Consider the following 18155-nt stretch of genomic DNA (forward strand, 5'->3'; position numbering starts at 1 on the left):
CTGCCCATATCCATTATAAGTTTAGAATCCCGATTCGTCACTTAACGCAAGTGGATTTTCAGTTTCTAACTATAACAGATATGGACAGAATCACGCCTTATAGATTTGAGTTTTGAAGTCTGCTCATATGGTTTTTCGCCGACTTCATGGTATTGAACATCAGCATGGCAATGGTCATCGGGCCAACACCGCCGGGTACCGGCGTGATATAGCCGGCTTTTTCCTTCACCTCAGCGAAAGCAACGTCGCCACAAAGTTTGCCTTCATCATCCCTGTTCATGCCGACATCGATGACCACAGCCCCTGGCTTGATATGGTCAGCAGTTATCAATCCCGCTTTCCCAACTGCAGCTACGACGACATCTGCCTGCTTAGTGTGTTCCTTCAAATCTTTTGTTCTTGAATGACAATATGTAACCGTTGCATTTTCATTTAAAAACAATTGTCCTGCAGGCTTCCCAACAATATTGCTTCTTCCAACGACAACCACATGCTGGCCGGAAAGATCCATGCCGATTTCCTCCAGCATGATCATCACACCATATGGAGTACATGGCAAAAAGGCATCCTGCCCGGTCATCATCCGGCCAATATTTATTGGGTGGAAGCCATCTACATCTTTTTCCGGGGAAATGGCTTCAATCAATTTCTTTTCACTTATATGTTTCGGAAGCGGAAGCTGCACCAAAATACCGTGAATGGCTTCATCATTATTCAGTTCATCAATTTTGGATAATAGCTCCTGTTCAGTAATCGATACAGGGTATTCTATCAGCACGTTGTGCATACCCAGTTCTCTAGCCGTTTTTTGCTTGCTGGTGACATAGGTTCTTGATGCCTGGTTATCTCCGACCAGAATGACCGCCAGTCCAGGAGTAACTCCCTGTTTTTTTAGCTCCTGGACCTGATCCGCCACTTCAAGTCTTTTCTTTTTGGCAATTTCTTTCCCATCAATAATAATAGCAGCCATACTTTCTCCCCCTATGTAATCAGGAAAGCCAACCCGCCAGCTTCAATGGTATCAGGAAATGCTTTGCTTCACTTTGGAAAGCACACCATTGATAAACCGGCTTGACTGGTCATCCCCATATAATTTAGCAATTTCAATTGCTTCATCAAGAACAACATTCATAGGTACATCTTCGTTGCAGTACTTTAATTCATATACGGACATGCGCAGGAGATTCCGATCCACCGCAGCTAGCCTGTCGATTGACCATTTTTCCAAGTATACTTTGATTTCCTCATCGATTTCCTGCTGATGCTCAACTGTACCGAACACAAGCTTGTTTAAATAGTCATCTCCAGCTTCTTCTTCAAGTACATGCTCAATCGCATCCGAAGCTTCCACCTTGCTTATATCAATCTGGAATAAGGCTTGCAGTGCCTTTTCTCTTGCTGTTCTTCTTTTCATTGAATTCTTTAGCTCCTTTATGGCTTGTCTGATTCTAACAAAATAATAGCATATCATATCACATTACGCATGGTTTCCTATTATTTTTCACTTTTTAGAAAAAAGTTAATCAAAACAAAGGGAAATATCTGATAGAAGCTAGGAATTTTATAAGTTTTAGCATTAGGTTTGTCATGGTTCAGACAGGTTAGGGTGGAAAGCATCAAATCCAGTCCAGAGCCGGGGCTGCTTCGGACAGCTTTGGAAGTAAATCCTGCATTCCTGTCCAAACATTGAGCTGCTTTGGACAGCTTTGGATGTAAATCCAGAATTCCTGTCCAAACTTTGAGCTGCTTTGGACAGCTTTGGCTGTAAGTCCTGAAACCTTGTCCAAACATTGAGCTGCTTTGGACAGCTTTGGCTGTAAATCCCGAATCCCTGTCCAAACATTGAGCTGCTTTGGACAGCTTTGGCTGTAAATCCAGAATTCCTGTCCAAACATTGAGCTGCTTTGGACAGCTTTTAGTGTAAATCCCGAATCCCTGTCCAAACATTGAGCTGCTTTGGACAGCTTTGGCTGTAAATCCAGAATCCCTGTCCAAACATTGAGCTGCTTTGGACAGCTTTTAGTGTAAATCCCGAATCCCTGTCCAAACATTGAGCTGCTTTGGACAGCTTTGGTTGTTAACCCTGAATCCCTGTCCAAACATTGAGCTGCTTTGGACAGCTTTGGATGTAAATCCAGAATTCCTGTCCAAACATTGAGCTGCTTTGGACAGCTTTGGCTGTAAATCCAGAATCCCTGTCCAAACATTGAGCTGCTTTGGACAGCTTTGGATGTAAACCCTGAATCCCTGTCCAAACATTGAGCTGCTTTGGACAGCTTTGGTTGTTAACCCTGAATTCCTGTCCAAACATTGAGCTGCTTTGGACAGCTTTGGAAGTAAATCCTGAATCCCTGTCCAAACATTGAGCTGCTTTGGACAGCTTTGGCTGTAAATCCAGAATCCCTGTCCAAACATTGAGCTGCTTTGGACAGCTTTGGCTGTAAGTCCTGAATCCCTGTCCAAACATTGAGCTGCTTTGGACAGCTTTGGCTGTAAGTCCTGAATCCCTGTCCAAACATTGAGCTGCTTTGGACAGCTTTGGTTGTTAACCCTGAATCCCTGTCCAAACATTGAGCTGCTTTGGACAGCTTTGGCTGTAAATACTGATTTCCTGTCCAAACATAGGACTGCTTTGGACAGCTTTTAGTGTAAATCCTGCATTCCTGTCCAAACATAGAACAGCTTTGGACAGCTTTGGATGTAACTCCCGAACCCCTGTTCAAACCCAGGGCCGAAGATCCACCCGCCTCCCCAAAACCTAAAAAAAAAAACCAAAGGCATGCATATTTATGCCTTTGGTTCGGTGATTAAACTTCCTGTTCGATTTCAGGTTCTACTTTTTGGTTTTCGAACTGAACACCGACTACATGGATATTTACTTCTGTTGCATCAAGTGCTGTCATGTTCAACAATGCCTGGCGGATATTGTCCTGGATTTTCTGTGCAACCACAGGAATCGAAACACCAAACTTCATGACACAATAAACGTCAACCTTGATTCCTTCTTCTGCAAGCTCGACTTTTACACCTTTGCCGTGATTTTTCTTTCCTAGTCTCTCTACTACTCCAGCTGCGAAGCTGCCGCGCATCTGCGTGACACCTTCTACCTCGGATGCAGCGATGCTTGCAATGACTTCAATTACTTCAGGTGCAATTTCTACTTTTCCCAAGCCGTTCTCATCGTGGCTCATTTCAAGTATATGTTGCTGTTCACTCATGGCTAGACCCTCCTATTATTCTTCTGACATCACATCATACATTTCCAAGAATTTCGTATTGAACTGCCCTTCCACGAACTTCTCATGGTTCAGCAGCTTGAGATGGAACGGGATGGTCGTGTGAATCCCTTCAACCACAAACTCACCAAGCGCTCTCTTCATGCGGTCAATCGCTTCTTCCCTGCTGCTTCCATAAGTAATGACCTTCGCGATCATTGAATCATAGTAAGGCGGGATTGTATAACCAGGATATGCCGCTGAATCTATTCTAACACCAAAACCGCCTGGAGGGAGATACATTTTGATTTTGCCTGCCGATGGCATGAAATTTTTCGCAGGATTCTCTGCGTTGATCCGGCATTCAATGGCCCACCCGTTAAACTGGACATCTTCCTGCTTAAGGCCCAGCCTTTCACCTGAGGCAATTTTGATCTGTTCCTTGATAAGATCAACGCCTGTAACCATTTCAGTTACAGGATGTTCAACCTGGATGCGGGTATTCATTTCCATGAAATAAAATTTGCGGTTGCGGTAGTCATATATAAATTCTACCGTGCCCGCACCGGTATAATCAACTGCCTTCGCAGCCTTGACGGCAGCTTCGCCCATTTCTGCCCTTATTTCTCCGTCAAGCGCAGGTGAAGGGGTTTCCTCAAGCAATTTTTGCAGACGCCTTTGAATCGAACAATCACGCTCTCCCAGATGGATGGTATGGCCATAACTGTCAGCCAGCACCTGGATTTCAACATGGCGGAAATCTTCAATATATTTTTCTATATAAACGCCAGGATTGCCGAAGGCTGTCATAGCTTCCTGCTGGGTGATATTAATTCCTTTTATAAGCTCCTGCTCGGTTCTGGCAACACGGATTCCTTTACCGCCTCCGCCAGCCGTCGCCTTGATGATGACCGGGTAACCAATATCATTTGCAAGGCTGACTGCATCATCCGTGGTTTCAACGATGCCTTGAGACCCCGGTACAATCGGGACATTCGCCTGCTTCATCGTTTCCCTTGCAACATCCTTTGTACCCATTTTCTGAATCGCTTCAGGAGATGGGCCGACAAACGTTATATTGCATTCCCTGCAAAGTTCTGCAAAATCGGCATTCTCTGCAAGGAAGCCATAACCGGGATGGATGGCGTCACACCCGGTCAATTTAGCTACGCTGATTATATTAGTGAAATTCAAATAGCTGTCCTTTGATGCTTTTGGCCCGATGCAGTATGCCTCATCGGCGAGCTGGACATGAAGTGATTCTCTGTCTGCCTCCGAAAATACTGCAACGGATTCAACGCCCAACTCCCTGCAGGCACGTATAACACGGACTGCTATTTCTCCTCTGTTGGCTATAAGTAATTTTTTTATCATCAATATCGCTCCTTATTCAGGCTTAACCAGGAATAAAGGCTGGCCATATTCTACAAGCTGTCCATCTTTAACAAGAATTTCAACGATTTCCCCATTTACTTCTGCTTCAATTTCATTGAAGAGCTTCATTGCTTCAACGATACAAACAATTGAATCTTTGCTTACCTTCGAACCAGTCTTCACATACGCATCCGCTTCTGGTGAAGAAGATTGATAGAAAGTCCCGACCATTGGAGAAACAATCTTATGTAAGTTTGAAGTATCCTGGATTTCTTCCTGTTTTACTTCTTGAACTGCTGCTGCTTCTGCCTTTGGCTCTGGTCTTGGTGCTTCCTGTACGACTGGCGCCGGCTGCGGAGATGGTGCCGGTGCTGATTGCTGTACATGCTCAACTTTGGCTGCTCCATGCTTCTTCATCTTAATTTTTGATCCTTCGTATTCGTATGAAAATTCGTCAATGCTTGATTGGTCTACTAATTTGATCAATTCTCTGATTTCCTGTACTTTTAACATTTTTTGGCACCCCTTGTCCATTTCTTAATTAAGACTAGATACTAACACTATACGATAATACCATGTAAAAATTCAATATGTAACACTGTTTCTCTTGTTCCTCCTCTATTTTAATGTTTTCTGAAAAAAAAGTGAATTCATACGACAGGAATCCTGAAATTTCTATCGAATATAACATTACTTGAATTGCGAGGAGACCTTATCTGATGAAAACAATCGAAGAAATCAAATATGAGGATTTACGAAGGAAAAATTCTTTAACTGTCAAAGCCACTCTAGTGTCGGTTATTTTGGCCACTGTTGTCGATATTGCCATGCAAAAAGAACTTGCCGTCATCCTGTCAATTATTTTGGGAGGCGGATTGGGTGTAGGGATTGTCGCCTTGCTCCATTATTCTAAAAAGCTGGCAAACTTCATCCCTTATCTATCTGTGATTATCGTTTCCGGTGTTTTGTACCTGATTATGGAGACCAGTGTTTCCCCGGCAGCGTACACTCTTCTTTATTTTATCCTAGCGGCTGCGGCAATCTACATGGACAGGAAACTACTGATACTTGCATCAGGGCTCGGCTTTATTCTTATCACCATATTCACGCTTCTGCATCAACACGAGCTGCCGTTAGAACCAAAAAATTATGCAACACTCTATCTACTCTACATGTTAGTGACAGTGATGCTTGGCTTCCAATTCTCTATTTCTAAAAAGCTTGCTGAGACAATTGTTTCAGCACAGAAAGAAACTGAGAGCCTCTTAATTAGAGATTCAGAGACGAAAGAAGTAATCAAATCCAGTACCAGGAGTATCGCAAGCCTGATTGATGAAGTGAAGTTTAAAAGCAGGGAGAATTACGAATCATCCATAGAAATGACCCAATCTGTCACAGAAATATCTGCAGGAATCAACATCCAATCAGATTCTGTATTAGATATGACCCAATCACTCGAAAGCACGAACCAGGTGATTGCCAGGACATCAGCGCTTGTTGAAAAACTCCATCAGGATGCAGTGTCAGCAGAGAACGTAACCGAAAAGGGCGACGAGCTGATGGCAAAACTAATAAAAGAACTGACGGCTTCTTATGAAAACATGAAAAATGTCAATGAGCATATCCTGTCATTATCGGCATTAATCAAGGAAACTGCCAGGTTTGCATCTGACATCCAGGGCATCGCGTCGCAAACAAACCTGCTTGCATTAAATGCATCGATTGAAGCCGCCAGAGCGGGAGACAGCGGAAAGGGTTTTGCCGTTGTTGCCGAAGAGGTGAGAAAACTGGCTGATATAACAAGCAATACAGCGACCCAGATTACTGAAAACTTGAAAAGTGTCATGGAAGACACTTCAAAGACAAAAAATGGCGTCAACCTTACCGCTGAAAAGCTCACACAAAACCTGGAACTGGCAGCGGAAACCATGGAAGCCTTCGAGACTATTCACCAGACCTTCAAAGGACTGAAGAAGGACATTTCAGAGCAGGATGAGCTGACAAGATTGATCCTCGACTCTTCGGTGACAATCGAAAGTTCAATTGCCGGATTCAGCTCGGTCATCCAGCAGGCCAGCGCAGCACTGGAGGAAATTTCATCCTCAGCAATTTCCCAAAGTACACATCATGAGCAATTATTTAAATCGGTCGAAGTAGCTCATGAATCATTGGATAAATTAATGAAGCTGCAACAAAATTAAAGGGAAGGCAGATGCCTTCCCCTCTTTATTGCTGGTGTTATTTTACTGGTTCAAATTGAACTGCAACCGGCTGGAAAGAACCTAACTCAGTTCTGACCATCTGGATGATTTCATTGGCAGCAGAAGCTGAATGTTCCTTGGCTTTAACTGTAATCCTTACATTTTCACCATCTGCACGGACAAGAGCATCATCATAACCCATTGATTTAATCAATGTTTCAAGGACACCTTCTTTTTGGGCAATTTCATCTAGCTCATTCATCTTTTCAATGGCATCGCTTCTTTCCTGTGCCGGAAGGTCAGTGGAAGCTACGATCGATTGGAGGTCTTCCTTCATCTTTGTACGCTGTTCCTCAAGCTTCATGCGAAGGGCTTCGAACTTCTCATCACTTGCGATTCCGGAAATCACTGTCTTGCCATCCTTCGATTCTGTAGCTGCCGCTTCCTTCTCGTCAGCTTTCTTTTCTTCAACCCCAGCCAGGTCGGCTTTTTGCTGTTCAGGCGAAGTGATATAATACACCGATAATACAACTACCAGACTCAACATTGTCAGTAACCAAACAGTTTGCTTTTTCAATAACATCTATTATTCCCCCTTAGTTTTTTTTGGCATGACTGCCACTCGGTGGTTCGGAACATCCAAAGCCCTTGTGACGGCCTCGATAATCCATTTTTTCACTTGTATATTTTCAGCACCCTTCGCCACCACAAGCACCCCTCTGATTTCAGGCTTCTTTGTCTCGAGAACGATAGGTACCTCTTTTTCTCCATTTCTGATAACGACCAGCTGCTCATCCTGGGATGCATCCTGAACTTTGCGCTTGCCGCCTTCACGATCGGTTTCATCGGTCGTCTGTGACTGGATGACCGTATTTTTTTCAAGAACCTTCTTTTCAGTAGCATCCACGTTCACAAATACGGTGACATTTCCCACGCCATTGATGCCCTCTAGCATCTCGGTCAACTGTGCTTCATAGGCTTCTTCATATTCGGAGATGACGTCATTTCCAGCTGATTTCTTTTGTCCAAATACTGCCGCATCCTCTGGAGCATCCGCCTCTTTAGTAGCCGTTACAGCCATATCAGGGTTTTGGTCGCCGATAATATTGCCAATGAGCATAATCGCTGCACCGAATAAGACCACAATTATTAAGTATTGGTATTTTCCAGCTTTCTTTTCTGGAGGCCCGTCTTTGCTGCCCAATTGACGTTTGAGCCAGCTTAATGGACCTTTCTCATTGTCCATGGTCGTCACTCCCCCCTTCTATCATGATTTGAATTGACGTTTCAGGAACATTCCATTTTTCTGACAGAAGAGAAGATATTTGATCTGTATTCTGAGAGGTTTGTTTTGATGGAAGGGGTGCATTCGTATCAATTTCTACTTCTCTTACTACTGCCACAGTCTCTCCCTCATCCTCTGCTTTTTTCAGATGGACGATGACATATTCCAGGTTCTCCGGGAAAGGCCGCTGATCCTGATCATTTACTTCAAGCTCGATATTAGCAATCTCCATTCCTTGCTGTTCCATCAACTCCTCCTCTGCGGCTGTTTTCAATTGGACAGCCATTGTTTCTAAAATATATGCATGCTGAGAGGCTTGTATTTCTTTTTTCTGAAATTCTATTGAATTTTTTATCTTTTCGTCTTCCCCGCTGCTGTATTTCCCCATTGAAGCTATCGCTGATTCAAAGTCAGATGTAAATAGTTTCATGACCGGAGATAGGATGATAGCAATCAGAATCAAACCCGTTACGATTTTGGTATATTTCTGGAAACTTGAATTTGGCAGCAGCATATCCAGGACAGTTGCCAGGAGAACGAAAACGATAATATTCGTAACCCATTCTTTTATAAATTCCATTTCCTCTCCTCCTTACCTCACCATCATCGTTAAATTTCCTGCGGCGATAATGACCGTGATCGTCAGGAAAAACATCAAGGAAACAATCCCGAGTGCAGCAAAGACATAGATGATGCTTTTGCTGATAATATCGAGACATGTTATGACCGGTCCTCCTCCAAGCGGCTGGAGAATCGCAGCGGCGAATTTATATATAAATGCAACCATCAGGATTTTAATTGCCGGAAAAGCTGCAATAATCAGCAGTATGGCAACTCCTGCTATACCAACAGTATTTTTCAGGAGCATGGAAGCACTGATGACCGTATCAGTTGCATCTGTGAATACCCTGCCAATAACCGGGATAAAATTGCCTGTGATGAATTTTGCTGTTTTTACTGTGACTCCATCCGTCACTGCGGAAGATGCCCCCTGTACAGAAATGACGCCTAGAAACACAGTCAAAAGAATTCCCAGAAGCCCGACGCTCCAGTTCCGCAGCATGCTGGCCAGCTGCGTGACCTTGTAATGATCTGATAGAATACTGACTATACTTAAAAGTGTTGAAAGGAATAATAACGGTAATACTACATATTGGATAAACATTCCGCTGGTGTTCATCATGAAAAGGATGACAGGATGAAAAAAAGCTGCTGATATCAGTCCTCCGGAAGTTGCCATCAGTGCCAGTAACAGCGGGATCAAGGCAAGGATGAATTGAATCATCGTTCCAATCGCATCATTTGTGTAATCTACCACCACATGGAAGCTGTTGAGCGCAATAATAATCAAAACCATGAACACAATTGAATAGGCAACCTTACTCACTGTGCTTTTTTCGAAGGAATTTTGCAGGGCTTGAAGGAACATGCTGAATACAGTCAGCAGAATCAGAGAGCCAAGCAGTTTTCCGTTGACAATAAATTCATGGAAAGCAAAGTTCAAAATCCCTTTAAACCAATCTTTCAATGAAAATTTCTTTTCACCACTCAAGAAATCATATAAGCTCCCTTTCTGGCTTTCAGGCAGATATCCATCATATTTGTTTATAATATCTTCCCAGAAGCCCTTCAACTCATCGATATTCAACTCCTCAAGCTGGGCTCTCGCAATTTTATCCGGGTTAATCACCGTGTTTGTTTCCTGTTCGCCACCCACAGCTTGTACACCCGGGATGAAAAAAAATAGCTGGATCAATATAATGCCAAGAATCAACTGCAGACGCTGCTTCAACTTCTTTCACCTCTTTATGGGAGGGCCCTCGTTCAGCCCGGTATCAAGCGAATGATTGTTTCGATCATTACAGTGAGAATCGGAATGGCCATGGCCAGAATAAGAATCTTGCCGCCCAACTCAATTTTTGAAGCAATTGCTCCCTGACCTGCATCCTTGGTGATTTGGGCAGCAAATTCAGCAATATAGGCGATGCCAATTATTTTCAGGATCGTTTCTACATAAACTAGATTGACTCTCGCATTTGCCGCCAGCTTCTGAATCATGGAAATGATTTGATAGATTTGATCAACCAAAAAAAGAAAGATCGCTGAACCCGTAAACACTATAAGCAAAAAGGCAAAGTTAGGCTTTTGCTCTTTGACAATCAAGGCAAGAAATGTCGCAATCAGTGCTACACCTGTTATCTGAAGGATTTCAATGGCGAAGCCCTCCCTTAACCTTGAAATAGGAATACAGATTTAATTTTTTGAAAAAGGTCATCAACTATGGATGCAACCATAAAGAGAATATAGATGAATCCAAACAGCGTTACCCACTGTGCATATTCCTTCTTTCCCACCTGATCGAGAATGGTGTGCAAAAACGCAACAACAATGCCTACACCTGCGATTTTAAAAATAATATCCACATCAAGACCCATCTTGTCCTCCTCCTAAGCGCTACATCAATAAGATGATTAATAATAAGCCGGATAAAAAGCCGATGCTCTTCACCATTTTTTCGTATTTCATTTGTTTCTCGCAGGCGTCTGCTTCTTCTCTTTCCAGATGGGAGATTGTCAGGAGAATTTGTTTTTGCTGAGAATGCCTGTCATGCCGGCCAAGCGTTTCTCCAAATTGCTTCATGATCTCAAATTCCCCCTGTTTGAAGGCTGTAAGTTTCCAGACTTCTATCAGGCTCTCTTCCCAAGCGTTTTTCACTGTAGTTTCAGTTTCAGTAAGTTTTTTCGAAAAAGTTTCAAAAAACCAGGATAATGGCTTTGTCAACTGCTCAGACAGCTTCCTGGAAGCTTCGTGGAGCGGGGTATGCCCATACATGATCTCCGCTTCAAGGGATTGCAATGCCGACTTCAAAAGCCGGAGCTGCCTTGGACGTTCGCTAAGGTGCCGTGATGCCTCAAAACCTGTCCAGGTCGTCGCCAGGATAATTAATATTGCACCAATTATTTTTATCATTTATGTCACTCTCACTTTAGGGCGGATCTCTTTGCCGCTTCCTTCACGAATCGAAGTGATTGTACCAGGGCCAGAAATTCTTCCAAGCTCCACAAACCGGTCAAAGATACCCATTTCCAATATTGGTTTCAATGTCGGCCTTTTTTTGATATCCTCAAGAGAATCCCCATGAGTGGTCATGATCAACTTTATTCCTGCATTAACAGCTTCAAGTATCGCTTCAGCGTCTTCTTTTCTGCCTATTTCATCCACGACCAGGATATCAGGGCTCATTGAACGAATCATCATCATCATGCCTTCAGCTTTAGGACAGGAGTCCAGTATATCCACCCTTGGCCCAAAGGTTAGCTGCGGCACACCCTTTACACATCCTGCTATTTCCGATCTTTCATCGACAATGCCAGCTTTTAATGGCGGAACTTTTTTCTCTGGAAGCCCGCTTGAAATCATCCTTGCTATATCCCTAAGCAATGTGGTTTTCCCTGTCTGCGGCGGGCCAATGATCATCGTATGCTTCCAGCCATTTTGATACAAATAAGGCAGCAGCGGGTCTGCAATCCCGATTTTTTCCCTGGCAATCCTGAAATTAAATGAAGAAATATCCCTGATTGCCTTTACACTGCCATTTTCAAGGATCACCTTCCCTGCAAGTCCGACACGGTGGCCACCTGCTATGGTTATATAGCCCCGTTTTAACTCTTCCTCCAGGGTATACATAGAAAAATGCCCGAGCTTATTCAACAGCTGGACAGCATCCTCAGGGGGAACAATATACGGCAGGAATTCCGGCTTTCCTCTTACCGTTATTTCAAGCGGCCGGTTGATCCGGATCCGCACCTCTTCCATCCCTTCTTTGTCATTAGGAGGCACTGCATCCAGCAATTCAGCAATTCGTTTCGGCAAAAAAGATAAGATATCATCCATCATTGATCCTCCTGACATTCACTTACTTAATATGTATGCCTGCTTGGCCACTTTATGACCTGCAGATTTGTCAAGCATTTTATGCGTTTTATGATTTTGTCACCTGAGTCCAATATCGCAAAAAAGAAAATAAATTATCTTTTCAATGAAAAGAATAGTATCGAAAGGAGTTGATAAATATGAATATGGATCACCAGAAGTTCCAGAAAGAACAAAAGGCTGACAGGGCTACTTACCTGGGAGGAGGAAGGAGTCCAAAGGAATCTCCAATGACAGACCCGAAATATAACAACAAGAACAATACGGATAAAGCACCCGGAGCAGGCGAGTAATTCATATCCTTTTGATCCGGTTGCATACATGAAGGATGGCCGTTATTTGTTTTTCTTTCATTACATAAATATGGGTAATGGAAAGAACAAATACGGAGGGATGATACGATGGTTAATGTGGGATATACTCACAACGGGCACAATGACTCTGGAAACAGAAGAAAAATCAATGTCAGCGGTGAAGGCATTGTTTTCTCAACGCCGAACAGAGCCACTGCCACCGTGGGGGTTCGGACAGAAAATCCAAACCTGCAAACTGCCCAGGGAGAGAATGCTGAAAAGTCAAATACTATGTTACAGGCCTTACAAAACCTGGGGATTGCAAAAGAGGATATTAAAACGGCAGATTACCGGATAGACCCCGTCTATACCTACGAGGATGGCAAGCAGTTGTTTCAGGGATATCGTGTTACACATCTTTATACCGTTACAATCAGGAACCTTTCCCAGGCGGGTCAGGTAATAGATACAGCTGTTGATAATGGCGCGAACGAAGTTATGAACATACAATTCTCAGTTGCAGAGTCACAGGAATTGTATAAGCAGGCACTTTCCATGGCAGTGATCGATTCTTATAATAAAGCGCTAACAGTGGCAAGGACCTTGGGTATCAAAACTGCTATTTATCCGCTTGTCATTACCGAGGAAACCCAGAAAGGCTCGCCCGGACCGTTCCTGGTAGCTTCAAAGGACACAAGCAGTTCGAGCGGAACACCTATAGAACCTGGCAAACTCGAAATTAAAGCAACCGTGACAGGAACATATATTAGTCCTTGACAAAAAGCCAGGCGGACAGCCTGGCTTTTGCGTGATATTTATAGAAAGCTGAAATACAATTCCTGCAATCTTTTTATTGAACACCAGTCGTTCACCACGAATTTTCAATCTGCGCTGACACATTTTGTCTATATCCATCGTAATGATTTTGCGTTAAAATACCTCTATAAGTATTATGGGAGGTTCAATATGAGAAAATTATTCGCAGCATTCCTGTTTGCTGCACTGGTAATGACCGGCTGTTCAGGCGGCTCTTATAAAGATGTTTCAGTCGATCAGGCAAAAGAATTGATTGATAGCGGAAAAGTTCAAGTCCTGGACGTCCGTACCCCGGATGAGTTCGCTGCAGGCCATATCCCAGGCGCCAAATTAGTCCCCCTGCAGGTCCTAGATAGCATGCTTTCCGAGCTTGACGAGGAGCAAGAATATCTTGTCGTTTGCCGCAGCGGCAACCGCTCCACAGAGGCAAGCCAAATTTTGGCCAAAAAAGGCTTTAAGAAAATTTACAATATGACTGGCGGTATGAATGAGTGGAAATTTGAGATTGAATAATCCTTTTTTAGGCATCTCGCGAATAATACGAGATGCTTTTTTAATAATTATGAACAAATCTGAAAAAAGGAACCTGCTGACAAAGTGCAGCAGGTTCCCCTAAAAAGTTATGCGCGTGATACGTAAGAAGCATCAGTGGTATTGATCACCAGTCTGTCGCCCTGGTTTACAAAGAATGGCACCTGGACTGTCAGGCCTGTTTCAAGAGTTGCTGGTTTTGTTCCGCCTGAAGCAGTGTCACCCTTGATACCCGGTTCTGTTTCAGTCACTTCCAGCTCAACTGTGTTAGGAAGCTCTACTCCGAGTGTTTCATGGCCGAATTGCATGATGTATACTTCCATGTTTTCCTTAAGGAATTTCAATTCATATTCAATAGAAGAACCTGGCAGTTCAATCTGCTCGTATGATTCATTATCCATGAACACATGCTGATCACCGCTAGCATACAGATATTGCATTTTGCGGTTTTCAATTTGAGCTTTCGCAACTTTTTCACCAGCACGGAATGTTTTTTCCTGGATTGCTCCTGTACGAAGATTACGAAGCTTTGAACGAACGAAAGCCGCTCCTTTACCTGGCTTCACGTGTTGGAAATCAAGTACACGCCAAATGCCGTTATCTACTTCAATCGTCAAGCCCGTACGGAAATCGTTTACTGAAATCATTGTTAGTCCTCCTAATGTCGTCTTATAGAATGATGAGTTCTTTCGTAGAATGCGTCAGTGACTCATTATGGTCAAGAGTAATCACAGTATCATCCTCGATCCTTACCCCGCCGAGGCCAGCAATGTAAATTCCCGGCTCAACAGTCACAACCATACCTGTTTCAAGTATGGTGTCTGATCGGAATGAAAGACCAGGTCCTTCATGTACTTCGAGGCCAATCCCATGGCCTGTCGAATGGCCAAAATACTCGCCATAGCCTTTTTCAGTGATAAAGTTCCTAGTTAAAGCATCGGCTTCCCTGCCTGTCATTCCAGGTTTGATGCCTGCCATACCACGAAGCTGAGCTTCAAGCACAATATTATAGATTTCCTTCAGTTTTTCAGAAGGATTTCCCATCGATACTGTACGAGTGATATCTGATACATACCCTTTATAATATGCCCCATAATCCAGGGTTACGAAATCTCCTGTTTCAATCACCTTGTCACTTGCTACACCGTGGGGAAGGGCGGAACGATAGCCTGAAGCCACAATAATATCGAATGATGATGAGGCTGCGCCCTGTTTTCTCATAAAGAATTCAAGCTCATTCGATACTTCCAGCTCAGTCCTTCCTGGACGGATAAACTCAAGTATATGTGTAAACGCAGCATCTGCAATGGCTGCTGCTTCCTTTAATATCTTAATCTCTGAATCAGTCTTAATCAAGCGTAACTTTTCAATTCCACCTGATACAGGCACCAATTCAGCTTCCACGCCTTTATCAAAGGTTTTATAAGCAGAATATGTAACATGATTTTCCTCAAAGCCGAGCTTTTTGATTCCTAGATTTTTAGCTTGAGCCGCTACTTCATCCTGAATCAGTCCTTTATGAAGGACTACCTCATAACCTTCACATTGTTTGGCCGCCTGCTCCGTATATCTGAAATCAGTGATGAATAGAGCTCTTTCAGCACTAATCAGCACCATGCCTGCCGAACCTGTGAATCCTGTCATATACCTGCGGTTGAAATCGCTTGTAATGAGCATCCCATCAATCCCTAGATCTTGGAAGCTCTCGCGCAGTTTTTGTATTTTCTCCATAACCCTATTCCTCCTCTTTTCCTTCTCTTTTGAAGACTTCAAGCGCCAATTCATAGCCAAGCAGGCCTAGACCTGCAATCTGCCCCTTCGCTACAGGAGCAATCACGGATTTGTGCCTGAATTCTTCTCTTTCATATACATTTGAGATATGTACTTCGATAACAGGAAGTGTAATTCCTGCTATCGCATCCCTGATCGCGTAGCTATAATGCGTAAAAGCTCCAGGGTTGAAAATGACTCCGTCTACGCCTGTGTCCTCTGCCTCATGGAGTTTGTCAATAAGTGCTCCTTCGTGATTGGATTGAAAACAGATAACCTCTATCTTGTTCTCAGCCCCGAGCCGGACCATTTGTTCTTCCAGCTCCTTTAAAGTCGTAACACCATATATTCCAGGCTCCCTTTTCCCCAGGCGATTTAGATTCGGACCATTGAGCAACAGTATTTTTTTCATGATCAGACTCCCGTAAAAAAAGAATGTTCTCTAAGAACATTCTATCATAACTAATTTTGCGAAAACTACTTTGAATCGCTCAGGAAGTAATCTCCTCGTGACTTTTCTCCTTGTTGCGATTTTCATTTTCCTCATAAGAAATGGAGTAACCGACAAATACACCATAAAGTAAATAGAAGCAGATGGAAGTTATCAAAGTGTCTTTTGACAGGTCCCAGAATGGTTTAATGCCCGGGAACAGCGGATTTAGCACATAGAAAACGAGTAAAAACAATACCAAGCCAAAGGCTGCTCCAGCCCAGATAGAATTCAATTTCCTCATTGTTGCATAATATATAAGGGCAGCCCCGATGGAGAAAAGGCCAATCGCTATAATCGATATGACCGTCCCGAGCCATTGCTCCTTCCATTCACCAAGTGCCCACGGCTCAAGGATTACGTTTGGACGGATTTCAGTGAAATTGAAAATATAAGCCAGATATGCGAGCGCACTCCAAAAAATCCCGCCGAACAACCCGGTTATTATGCTCATTCCAATAAAAGACATCGGTTTTTCCCTTTGGTTCTGTTCTAGGTTTCCATGATTTTCTGCCATTTGTTGCACCTCCGTTTTTAGTATGTCCCGGAATGGCCAATGTTTTGCATAGCTGGAAAAAATGTTGCGGAGGCTTGTCCTTCATATAGAGGTTTTTGTTTCTTTTTAGTAAAATGAAATTAACAGAATTCTTTCTATCCAATAGGCTCATATATGATGAAAATAGAAATCTTCCGTTTAAGACATTTATAAAAAGGAAAAAGTAGCAGGAGAAGAGTATAAAATCGAAGAATTTGTATAAAGTAATCGTTGGTAAGTTTAAAAGCTGATAAAATTGCTCATGATGCTATTAGGGAGGTGGCTTTCTTTTATGAATCGAACTTTTAAGTATATTTTTTCAGGACTGATCGTCCTTGCAATCTTTGGATTTGCCTTTCAGTTATTTACTGACCCTGTAAGTATTCTTGTTTCTCTGGCAACCATTGCCTTGATTGGTGCTGCAATTTATTTCCTTGTTACCCGCTTTTCAGGCTCCAGTGCTGGCAGGGAGCAAAAGCGGGCTTTCCAAAAAGCAGCAAAGCGATCTAAGAAACGGTTCCAGACAAAAGAAGCAAATGCTTCCTCCAAGCGTTCAAAGATAAAATCCCTGGCATCAGCACGGAAAAAGAAGGACGCATCGCATTTAACAGTCATAGACGGTAAAAAGAGCAGGAAAAAAAATCGGGCTTCCTTTTAAAAGCTCGATTTTTTATTTTTAGGAGGAACTTAATAACACCACGACTTAAAAAACTTTTCGGCATTTTTCTTTCCCAGTTCAATCAACTCAATTTTTTTCTCGTCCGACAGATGAAACTCAGTTGTCAAGTTCCCATCAGTCGGAATGAATATGATATTCTTTTCATGCTTCCGTGAAATATATCTCGAGTCATGCGCATCCTTCATAGTCTCAAATAATGCTTCGAACATTTGCAGCGCATTTTTTATTTTATTCGTGGGCTGCTGAATCATACTCTGGGTTAGCTTGACGCCAAGAACAGGGCGAACTTTTTTCACATTTTCCTTGTCGAATAACCACATAGGAAAATTGCTCAATACGCCCCCGTCAACTACTATATTCGCACCGACTCTGTCACGGAGTTTCACTGGTTCAAAAAAGAATGGCAGGCTGCAGCTCATCCGGATCGCTCTTGCCACAGGAAAGGTCCTGGGATCGACACCATACTTCGGAAGATCGTCTGGCAAAATCAACAGCCGGCCGTTTGTGAGGTCTGAAGCAATGACCCTTAGAGCATCCGGTGCGAGATCGCCAAATGTATGAAGACCCCTGGCAGCTAGCTTCTCAGCAATCCAGCATTCCAATTCGTCTCCTTTATAGAGTCCCAGCCTCCAGTATACGAAGAGCCATTTTGTCAATGCGGATGGGAAGATCGTTTTCCTTGAATCAAGAAATTTTTTCAGGTCCAGATCATCCAAAATGGCGGCCATCTCCAAACTCGTATATCCAGCCGCAAGTAAACCGGCGATCAACGAACCCGCACTGGTCCCCGCGACCCTTTTAAAACGGAATCCCCGCTCCTCAATTTCAGCACAGGCACCCACCAACGCCAATCCCTTGATGCCTCCGCCGGAAAAAACGCCATCAATATACATATGAGCCACTCCCGTCGATGTAATCCCATCTTTACATCTTTAAGCGCTCGATTTGTAAAATAGTACGGCGTACAAGTTGAAAATTTTAACTAAGTGCACTCTAATTGCAAGGTAGCTAAAAACAATATTTTAAATAATGA

At 43.2% G+C, this 18155-nt stretch carries 25 protein-coding genes; 5 read left to right on the top strand and 20 right to left on the bottom strand.

Annotated elements, in window-relative coordinates:
• Positions 1-97: 97 nt before the first annotated feature.
• From folD to accB, 7 genes are all read right to left on the bottom strand, one after another.
• Positions 98-970, bottom strand: coding sequence for a bifunctional methylenetetrahydrofolate dehydrogenase/methenyltetrahydrofolate cyclohydrolase FolD (folD, locus tag B5X77_RS20090; protein ID WP_079509690.1), 873 nt, complete (start codon positions 968-970; stop codon positions 98-100).
• 51 nt (positions 971-1021) lie between these two features.
• A complete protein-coding gene (gene nusB / locus B5X77_RS20095; RefSeq protein ID WP_079509691.1) occupies positions 1022-1414 on the bottom strand; it encodes a transcription antitermination factor NusB in 393 nt (130 codons plus the stop codon).
• Between the two features lie 202 nt (positions 1415-1616).
• Entirely contained in the window at positions 1617-2099 is a 483-nt protein-coding gene (locus tag B5X77_RS20100) for a hypothetical protein (protein WP_139378398.1), read from the bottom strand.
• Complete coding sequence (locus tag B5X77_RS23080; protein WP_176167381.1) at positions 2078-2515, bottom strand: hypothetical protein; 438 nt, start codon at positions 2513-2515, stop codon at positions 2078-2080. The genes B5X77_RS20100 and B5X77_RS23080 overlap by 22 nt, the downstream gene beginning before the upstream one ends.
• 292 nt (positions 2516-2807) lie before the next feature.
• On the bottom strand, positions 2808-3218 hold the full coding sequence (locus B5X77_RS20110; protein ID WP_079509694.1) for an Asp23/Gls24 family envelope stress response protein: 411 nt from the start codon (positions 3216-3218) through the stop codon (positions 2808-2810).
• Between the two features lie 15 nt (positions 3219-3233).
• Positions 3234-4589 carry an acetyl-CoA carboxylase biotin carboxylase subunit gene (gene accC, locus B5X77_RS20115; protein WP_079509695.1) on the bottom strand — a complete coding sequence of 452 codons (1356 nt, stop codon included), beginning with the start codon at positions 4587-4589 and terminating at the stop codon, positions 3234-3236.
• Between the two features lie 12 nt (positions 4590-4601).
• A complete protein-coding gene (accB, locus tag B5X77_RS20120; RefSeq protein WP_079509696.1) occupies positions 4602-5102 on the bottom strand; it encodes an acetyl-CoA carboxylase biotin carboxyl carrier protein in 501 nt (166 codons plus the stop codon).
• Positions 5103-5308: 206 nt separating this feature from the next.
• On the opposite strand from accB, the gene B5X77_RS20125 reads away from it, so the two are divergent.
• Positions 5309-6790, top strand: a complete 1482-nt coding sequence (locus B5X77_RS20125) for a methyl-accepting chemotaxis protein (RefSeq protein WP_079509697.1) — start codon at positions 5309-5311, stop codon at positions 6788-6790.
• A 37-nt stretch (positions 6791-6827) separates the two neighbouring features.
• On the opposite strand, the gene B5X77_RS20130 is transcribed toward B5X77_RS20125, so the two are convergent.
• Genes B5X77_RS20130 through spoIIIAA form a run of 8 tightly spaced genes read right to left on the bottom strand, consistent with a single transcriptional unit; the run spans position 6828 to position 11969 of the window.
• Positions 6828-7373, bottom strand: a complete 546-nt coding sequence (locus B5X77_RS20130) for a SpoIIIAH-like family protein (RefSeq protein ID WP_079509698.1) — start codon at positions 7371-7373, stop codon at positions 6828-6830.
• Positions 7374-7376: 3 nt separating this feature from the next.
• Entirely contained in the window at positions 7377-8036 is a 660-nt protein-coding gene (gene spoIIIAG, locus B5X77_RS20135; RefSeq protein ID WP_079509699.1) for a stage III sporulation protein AG, read from the bottom strand.
• A complete protein-coding gene (spoIIIAF, locus tag B5X77_RS20140; RefSeq protein ID WP_079509700.1) occupies positions 8026-8655 on the bottom strand; it encodes a stage III sporulation protein AF in 630 nt (209 codons plus the stop codon). The genes spoIIIAG and spoIIIAF overlap by 11 nt, the downstream gene beginning before the upstream one ends.
• A gap of 12 nt (positions 8656-8667) precedes the next feature.
• Positions 8668-9867, bottom strand: coding sequence for a stage III sporulation protein AE (gene spoIIIAE / locus B5X77_RS20145; RefSeq protein ID WP_079509701.1), 1200 nt, complete (start codon positions 9865-9867; stop codon positions 8668-8670).
• Between the two features lie 32 nt (positions 9868-9899).
• Complete coding sequence (gene spoIIIAD / locus B5X77_RS20150; protein WP_176167422.1) at positions 9900-10289, bottom strand: stage III sporulation protein AD; 390 nt, start codon at positions 10287-10289, stop codon at positions 9900-9902.
• A gap of 14 nt (positions 10290-10303) precedes the next feature.
• Entirely contained in the window at positions 10304-10510 is a 207-nt protein-coding gene (gene spoIIIAC / locus B5X77_RS20155) for a stage III sporulation protein AC (RefSeq protein ID WP_079509703.1), read from the bottom strand.
• Between the two features lie 19 nt (positions 10511-10529).
• Positions 10530-11045, bottom strand: a complete 516-nt coding sequence (spoIIIAB, locus tag B5X77_RS20160; protein ID WP_079509704.1) for a stage III sporulation protein SpoIIIAB — start codon at positions 11043-11045, stop codon at positions 10530-10532.
• On the bottom strand, positions 11046-11969 hold the full coding sequence (gene spoIIIAA / locus B5X77_RS20165) for a stage III sporulation protein AA (RefSeq protein WP_079509705.1): 924 nt from the start codon (positions 11967-11969) through the stop codon (positions 11046-11048).
• Positions 11970-12148: 179 nt separating this feature from the next.
• Here spoIIIAA and B5X77_RS23505 point away from each other — a divergent pair, with 179 nt between their 5' ends.
• The 3 genes from B5X77_RS23505 to B5X77_RS20175 all read left to right on the top strand — a co-directional run bounded on the left by B5X77_RS23505 (position 12149) and on the right by B5X77_RS20175 (position 13630).
• Positions 12149-12301: a hypothetical protein gene (locus B5X77_RS23505; RefSeq protein WP_176167382.1), complete on the top strand. Its 153-nt coding sequence runs from the start codon at positions 12149-12151 to the stop codon at positions 12299-12301.
• A 108-nt stretch (positions 12302-12409) separates the two neighbouring features.
• Entirely contained in the window at positions 12410-13078 is a 669-nt protein-coding gene (locus B5X77_RS20170) for an SIMPL domain-containing protein (RefSeq protein ID WP_079509706.1), read from the top strand.
• A gap of 189 nt (positions 13079-13267) precedes the next feature.
• A complete protein-coding gene (locus B5X77_RS20175; protein ID WP_079509707.1) occupies positions 13268-13630 on the top strand; it encodes a rhodanese-like domain-containing protein in 363 nt (120 codons plus the stop codon).
• 107 nt (positions 13631-13737) lie between these two features.
• Here the strand turns inward: B5X77_RS20175 and efp are convergent, their stop codons facing one another.
• The 4 genes from efp to B5X77_RS20195 all read right to left on the bottom strand — a co-directional run bounded on the left by efp (position 13738) and on the right by B5X77_RS20195 (position 16425).
• Positions 13738-14295 (bottom strand): elongation factor P, encoded by a 558-nt coding sequence (efp, locus tag B5X77_RS20180; protein ID WP_079509708.1) that lies wholly within the window; start codon positions 14293-14295, stop codon positions 13738-13740.
• A gap of 22 nt (positions 14296-14317) precedes the next feature.
• Positions 14318-15379 (bottom strand): M24 family metallopeptidase, encoded by a 1062-nt coding sequence (locus B5X77_RS20185; RefSeq protein WP_079509709.1) that lies wholly within the window; start codon positions 15377-15379, stop codon positions 14318-14320.
• Between the two features lie 4 nt (positions 15380-15383).
• On the bottom strand, positions 15384-15830 hold the full coding sequence (gene aroQ, locus B5X77_RS20190; RefSeq protein ID WP_079509710.1) for a type II 3-dehydroquinate dehydratase: 447 nt from the start codon (positions 15828-15830) through the stop codon (positions 15384-15386).
• Positions 15831-15909: 79 nt separating this feature from the next.
• Positions 15910-16425: a YqhR family membrane protein gene (locus B5X77_RS20195; RefSeq protein ID WP_079509711.1), complete on the bottom strand. Its 516-nt coding sequence runs from the start codon at positions 16423-16425 to the stop codon at positions 15910-15912.
• A 310-nt stretch (positions 16426-16735) separates the two neighbouring features.
• Between B5X77_RS20195 and B5X77_RS20200 the strand changes: the two genes are divergently transcribed.
• The gene (locus B5X77_RS20200) at positions 16736-17101 is read left to right on the top strand and encodes an SA1362 family protein (protein WP_257391864.1); all 366 of its coding nucleotides are present in this window, start codon (positions 16736-16738) and stop codon (positions 17099-17101) included.
• A 29-nt stretch (positions 17102-17130) separates the two neighbouring features.
• Here B5X77_RS20200 and B5X77_RS20205 read toward each other — a convergent pair whose 3' ends face one another.
• The gene (locus tag B5X77_RS20205; RefSeq protein ID WP_079509712.1) at positions 17131-18015 is read right to left on the bottom strand and encodes a patatin-like phospholipase family protein; all 885 of its coding nucleotides are present in this window, start codon (positions 18013-18015) and stop codon (positions 17131-17133) included.
• Positions 18016-18155: the final 140 nt, after the last annotated feature.

Origin of the sequence: Mesobacillus jeotgali (assembly GCF_900166585.1) — a bacterium.
In the GTDB taxonomy this organism is placed as follows: domain Bacteria; phylum Bacillota; class Bacilli; order Bacillales; family Cytobacillaceae; genus Mesobacillus; species Mesobacillus jeotgali_A.

Coding starts and splice junctions, on each gene's coding strand:
- accC (WP_079509695.1), bottom strand. CDS start 4,589: ATGATAAAAAAATTACTTATAGCCAACAGAGGAGAAATAGCAGTCCGT.
- B5X77_RS20205 (WP_079509712.1), bottom strand. CDS start 18,015: ATGTATATTGATGGCGTTTTTTCCGGCGGAGGCATCAAGGGATTGGCG.
- B5X77_RS20170 (WP_079509706.1), top strand. CDS start 12,410: ATGGTTAATGTGGGATATACTCACAACGGGCACAATGACTCTGGAAAC.
- B5X77_RS20130 (WP_079509698.1), bottom strand. CDS start 7,373: ATGTTATTGAAAAAGCAAACTGTTTGGTTACTGACAATGTTGAGTCTG.
- B5X77_RS20200 (WP_257391864.1), top strand. CDS start 16,736: ATGAATCGAACTTTTAAGTATATTTTTTCAGGACTGATCGTCCTTGCA.
- spoIIIAB (WP_079509704.1), bottom strand. CDS start 11,045: ATGATAAAAATAATTGGTGCAATATTAATTATCCTGGCGACGACCTGG.
- B5X77_RS20195 (WP_079509711.1), bottom strand. CDS start 16,425: ATGGCAGAAAATCATGGAAACCTAGAACAGAACCAAAGGGAAAAACCG.
- spoIIIAA (WP_079509705.1), bottom strand. CDS start 11,969: ATGGATGATATCTTATCTTTTTTGCCGAAACGAATTGCTGAATTGCTG.
- B5X77_RS20110 (WP_079509694.1), bottom strand. CDS start 3,218: ATGAGTGAACAGCAACATATACTTGAAATGAGCCACGATGAGAACGGC.
- B5X77_RS20185 (WP_079509709.1), bottom strand. CDS start 15,379: ATGGAGAAAATACAAAAACTGCGCGAGAGCTTCCAAGATCTAGGGATT.
- folD (WP_079509690.1), bottom strand. CDS start 970: ATGGCTGCTATTATTATTGATGGGAAAGAAATTGCCAAAAAGAAAAGA.
- B5X77_RS20125 (WP_079509697.1), top strand. CDS start 5,309: ATGAAAACAATCGAAGAAATCAAATATGAGGATTTACGAAGGAAAAAT.
- nusB (WP_079509691.1), bottom strand. CDS start 1,414: ATGAAAAGAAGAACAGCAAGAGAAAAGGCACTGCAAGCCTTATTCCAG.
- efp (WP_079509708.1), bottom strand. CDS start 14,295: ATGATTTCAGTAAACGATTTCCGTACGGGCTTGACGATTGAAGTAGAT.
- spoIIIAG (WP_079509699.1), bottom strand. CDS start 8,036: ATGGACAATGAGAAAGGTCCATTAAGCTGGCTCAAACGTCAATTGGGC.
- B5X77_RS20175 (WP_079509707.1), top strand. CDS start 13,268: ATGAGAAAATTATTCGCAGCATTCCTGTTTGCTGCACTGGTAATGACC.
- spoIIIAC (WP_079509703.1), bottom strand. CDS start 10,510: ATGGGTCTTGATGTGGATATTATTTTTAAAATCGCAGGTGTAGGCATT.
- aroQ (WP_079509710.1), bottom strand. CDS start 15,830: ATGAAAAAAATACTGTTGCTCAATGGTCCGAATCTAAATCGCCTGGGG.
- B5X77_RS23505 (WP_176167382.1), top strand. CDS start 12,149: ATGAATATGGATCACCAGAAGTTCCAGAAAGAACAAAAGGCTGACAGG.
- spoIIIAF (WP_079509700.1), bottom strand. CDS start 8,655: ATGGAATTTATAAAAGAATGGGTTACGAATATTATCGTTTTCGTTCTC.
- accB (WP_079509696.1), bottom strand. CDS start 5,102: ATGTTAAAAGTACAGGAAATCAGAGAATTGATCAAATTAGTAGACCAA.